Source organism: Plantibacter sp. ME-Dv--P-122b (assembly GCF_030209375.1).
In the GTDB taxonomy this organism is placed as follows: domain Bacteria; phylum Actinomycetota; class Actinomycetes; order Actinomycetales; family Microbacteriaceae; genus Plantibacter.
Genome location: NZ_JARVSC010000008.1, coordinates 1 through 5025 on the forward strand (window position 1 = coordinate 1; position 5025 = coordinate 5025).

The 5025-nt window shown below is 51.6% G+C and carries 2 tRNA genes and 3 rRNA genes; all 5 read left to right on the forward strand.

The window, feature by feature from the left end:
- Positions 1–1208 (forward strand): 16S ribosomal RNA (locus QRN19_RS14915); the annotation flags it as partial.
- A gap of 123 nt (positions 1209–1331) precedes the next feature.
- Positions 1332–1408, forward strand: a tRNA-Ile gene (locus QRN19_RS14920).
- A gap of 10 nt (positions 1409–1418) precedes the next feature.
- Positions 1419–1494, forward strand: a tRNA-Ala gene (locus tag QRN19_RS14925).
- 238 nt (positions 1495–1732) lie between these two features.
- A 23S ribosomal RNA gene (locus QRN19_RS14930) occupies positions 1733–4623 on the forward strand.
- Positions 4624–4780: 157 nt separating this feature from the next.
- Positions 4781–4896 (forward strand): 5S ribosomal RNA (rrf, locus tag QRN19_RS14935).
- Positions 4897–5025: the final 129 nt, after the last annotated feature.

Consider the following 5025-nt stretch of genomic DNA (forward strand, 5'->3'; position numbering starts at 1 on the left):
AGACTCCTACGGGAGGCAGCAGTGGGGAATATTGGACAATGGGCGAAAGCCTGATCCAGCCATGCCGCGTGTGTGAAGAAGGTCTTCGGATTGTAAAGCACTTTAAGTTGGGAGGAAGGGTTGTAGATTAATACTCTGCAATTTTGACGTTACCGACAGAATAAGCACCGGCTAACTCTGTGCCAGCAGCCGCGGTAATACAGAGGGTGCAAGCGTTAATCGGAATTACTGGGCGTAAAGCGCGCGTAGGTGGTTCGTTAAGTTGGATGTGAAATCCCCGGGCTCAACCTGGGAACTGCATCCAAAACTGGCGAGCTAGAGTATGGTAGAGGGTGGTGGAATTTCCTGTGTAGCGGTGAAATGCGTAGATATAGGAAGGAACACCAGTGGCGAAGGCGACCACCTGGACTGATACTGACACTGAGGTGCGAAAGCGTGGGGAGCAAACAGGATTAGATACCCTGGTAGTCCACGCCGTAAACGATGTCAACTAGCCGTTGGGAGCCTTGAGCTCTTAGTGGCGCAGCTAACGCATTAAGTTGACCGCCTGGGGAGTACGGCCGCAAGGTTAAAACTCAAATGAATTGACGGGGGCCCGCACAAGCGGTGGAGCATGTGGTTTAATTCGAAGCAACGCGAAGAACCTTACCAGGCCTTGACATCCAATGAACTTTCCAGAGATGGATTGGTGCCTTCGGGAGCATTGAGACAGGTGCTGCATGGCTGTCGTCAGCTCGTGTCGTGAGATGTTGGGTTAAGTCCCGTAACGAGCGCAACCCTTGTCCTTAGTTACCAGCACGTTATGGTGGGCACTCTAAGGAGACTGCCGGTGACAAACCGGAGGAAGGTGGGGATGACGTCAAGTCATCATGGCCCTTACGGCCTGGGCTACACACGTGCTACAATGGTCGGTACAAAGGGTTGCCAAGCCGCGAGGTGGAGCTAATCCCATAAAACCGATCGTAGTCCGGATCGCAGTCTGCAACTCGACTGCGTGAAGTCGGAATCGCTAGTAATCGCGAATCAGAATGTCGCGGTGAATACGTTCCCGGGCCTTGTACACACCGCCCGTCACACCATGGGAGTGGGTTGCACCAGAAGTAGCTAGTCTAACCTTCGGGAGGACGGTTACCACGGTGTGATTCATGACTGGGGTGAAGTCGTAACAAGGTAGCCGTAGGGGAACCTGCGGCTGGATCACCTCCTTAATCGACGACATCAGCTGCTCCATAAGTTCCCACACGAATTGCTTGATTCATTGAAGAAGACGATAGAAGCAGCTTTAAGCTCCAAGCTGATAGCTCACAGCTAGCAGTTACAAGCTCGAAATTGGGTCTGTAGCTCAGTTGGTTAGAGCGCACCCCTGATAAGGGTGAGGTCGGCAGTTCGAATCTGCCCAGACCCACCAATTTTGTTATGGGGCCATAGCTCAGCTGGGAGAGCGCCTGCCTTGCACGCAGGAGGTCAGCGGTTCGATCCCGCTTGGCTCCACCATAAACTGCTTCGAAAGTTTGAGAGTTTAGAAATGAATATTCGAGTTGAATATTGATTTCTAGTCTTTTGATTAGATCGTTCTTTAAAAATTTGGGTATGTGATAGAAAGATAGACTGATGGCCACTTTCACTGGTGGTGATCAGGCTAAGGTAAAATTTGTGAGTTCTCTTAGTTGAGAAATTCGAATTTTCGGCGAATGTCGTCTTCACAGTATAACCAGATTGCTTGGGGTTATATGGTCAAGTGAAGAAGCGCATACGGTGGATGCCTTGGCAGTCAGAGGCGATGAAAGACGTGGTAGCCTGCGAAAAGCTTCGGGGAGTCGGCAAACAGACTTTGATCCGGAGATGTCTGAATGGGGGAACCCAGCCATCACAAGATGGTTATCTTGTACTGAATACATAGGTGCAAGAGGCGAACCAGGGGAACTGAAACATCTAAGTACCCTGAGGAAAAGAAATCAACCGAGATTCCCTTAGTAGTGGCGAGCGAACGGGGACTAGCCCTTAAGTGGCTTTGAGATTAGCGGAACGCTCTGGAAAGTGCGGCCATAGTGGGTGATAGCCCTGTACGCGAAAGTCTCTTAGTCATGAAATCGAGTAGGACGGAGCACGAGAAACTTTGTCTGAATATGGGGGGACCATCCTCCAAGGCTAAATACTACTGACTGACCGATAGTGAACTAGTACCGTGAGGGAAAGGCGAAAAGAACCCCGGAGAGGGGAGTGAAATAGATCCTGAAACCGTATGCGTACAAGCAGTGGGAGCAGACTTTGTTCTGTGACTGCGTACCTTTTGTATAATGGGTCAGCGACTTATTTTCAGTGGCGAGCTTAACCGAATAGGGGAGGCGTAGCGAAAGCGAGTCTTAATAGGGCGTCTAGTCGCTGGGAATAGACCCGAAACCGGGCGATCTATCCATGGGCAGGTTGAAGGTTAGGTAACACTGACTGGAGGACCGAACCGACTACCGTTGAAAAGTTAGCGGATGACCTGTGGATCGGAGTGAAAGGCTAATCAAGCTCGGAGATAGCTGGTTCTCCTCGAAAGCTATTTAGGTAGCGCCTCATGTATCACTGTAGGGGGTAGAGCACTGTTTCGGCTAGGGGGTCATCCCGACTTACCAAACCGATGCAAACTCCGAATACCTACAAGTGCCGAGCATGGGAGACACACGGCGGGTGCTAACGTCCGTCGTGAAAAGGGAAACAACCCAGACCGTCAGCTAAGGTCCCAAAGTTATGGTTAAGTGGGAAACGATGTGGGAAGGCTTAGACAGCTAGGAGGTTGGCTTAGAAGCAGCCACCCTTTAAAGAAAGCGTAATAGCTCACTAGTCGAGTCGGCCTGCGCGGAAGATGTAACGGGGCTCAAACCATACACCGAAGCTACGGGTATCACGCAAGTGATGCGGTAGAGGAGCGTTCTGTAAGCCTGTGAAGGTGAGTTGAGAAGCTTGCTGGAGGTATCAGAAGTGCGAATGCTGACATGAGTAACGACAATGGGTGTGAAAAACACCCACGCCGAAAGACCAAGGTTTCCTGCGCAACGTTAATCGACGCAGGGTTAGTCGGTCCCTAAGGCGAGGCTGAAAAGCGTAGTCGATGGAAAACAGGTTAATATTCCTGTACTTCTGGTTATTGCGATGGAGGGACGGAGAAGGCTAGGCCAGCTTGGCGTTGGTTGTCCAAGTTTAAGGTGGTAGGCTGAAATCTTAGGTAAATCCGGGGGTTCAAGGCCGAGAGCTGATGACGAGTTGCCTTTAGGCGACGAAGTGGTTGATGCCATGCTTCCAAGAAAAGCTTCTAAGCTTCAGATAACCAGGAACCGTACCCCAAACCGACACAGGTGGTTGGGTAGAGAATACCAAGGCGCTTGAGAGAACTCGGGTGAAGGAACTAGGCAAAATGGCACCGTAACTTCGGGAGAAGGTGCGCCGGTGAGGGTGAAGCACTTGCTGCGTAAGCCCACGCCGGTCGAAGATACCAGGCCGCTGCGACTGTTTATTAAAAACACAGCACTCTGCAAACACGAAAGTGGACGTATAGGGTGTGACGCCTGCCCGGTGCCGGAAGGTTAATTGATGGGGTTAGCTAACGCGAAGCTCTTGATCGAAGCCCCGGTAAACGGCGGCCGTAACTATAACGGTCCTAAGGTAGCGAAATTCCTTGTCGGGTAAGTTCCGACCTGCACGAATGGCGTAACGATGGCGGCGCTGTCTCCACCCGAGACTCAGTGAAATTGAAATCGCTGTGAAGATGCAGTGTATCCGCGGCTAGACGGAAAGACCCCGTGAACCTTTACTATAGCTTTGCACTGGACTTTGAATTTGCTTGTGTAGGATAGGTGGGAGGCTTTGAAGCGTGGACGCCAGTTCGCGTGGAGCCATCCTTGAAATACCACCCTGGCAACTTTGAGGTTCTAACTCAGGTCCGTTATCCGGATCGAGGACAGTGTATGGTGGGTAGTTTGACTGGGGCGGTCTCCTCCTAAAGAGTAACGGAGGAGTACGAAGGTGCGCTCAGACCGGTCGGAAATCGGTCGTAGAGTATAAAGGCAAAAGCGCGCTTGACTGCGAGACAGACACGTCGAGCAGGTACGAAAGTAGGTCTTAGTGATCCGGTGGTTCTGTATGGAAGGGCCATCGCTCAACGGATAAAAGGTACTCCGGGGATAACAGGCTGATACCGCCCAAGAGTTCATATCGACGGCGGTGTTTGGCACCTCGATGTCGGCTCATCACATCCTGGGGCTGAAGCCGGTCCCAAGGGTATGGCTGTTCGCCATTTAAAGTGGTACGCGAGCTGGGTTTAGAACGTCGTGAGACAGTTCGGTCCCTATCTGCCGTGGACGTTTGAGATTTGAGAGGGGCTGCTCCTAGTACGAGAGGACCGGAGTGGACGAACCTCTGGTGTTCCGGTTGTCACGCCAGTGGCATTGCCGGGTAGCTATGTTCGGGAAAGATAACCGCTGAAAGCATCTAAGCGGGAAACTTGCCTCAAGATGAGATCTCACTGGAACCTTGAGTTCCCTGAAGGGCCGTCGAAGACTACGACGTTGATAGGTTGGGTGTGTAAGCGCTGTGAGGCGTTGAGCTAACCAATACTAATTGCCCGTGAGGCTTGACCATATAACACCCAAGCAATCTGTAGACTCGAAAGAGCATCAGATTGCGGTGTGTGAAGACGCAATGAACCGAAAGTTCGACGCTCACAAAACACCGACAGCTGTCACATACCCAATTTGCTGAAGCGAGGCCATCCGGTCACGAGTCAGTACCCGAATTTCTTGACGACCATAGAGCGTTGGAACCACCTGATCCCATCCCGAACTCAGAAGTGAAACGATGCATCGCCGATGGTAGTGTGGGGTTTCCCCATGTGAGAGTAGGTCATCGTCAAGATTAAATTCCGAAACCCCAATTGCGAAAGCAGTTGGGGTTTTGTTTTGCCTGCAGGAAAGTGCCTGGAGGAAGCTGAAGCTCCAACCGTCACGATCACAACCATTGGGGAAATCCCTCTGAAATGACCGC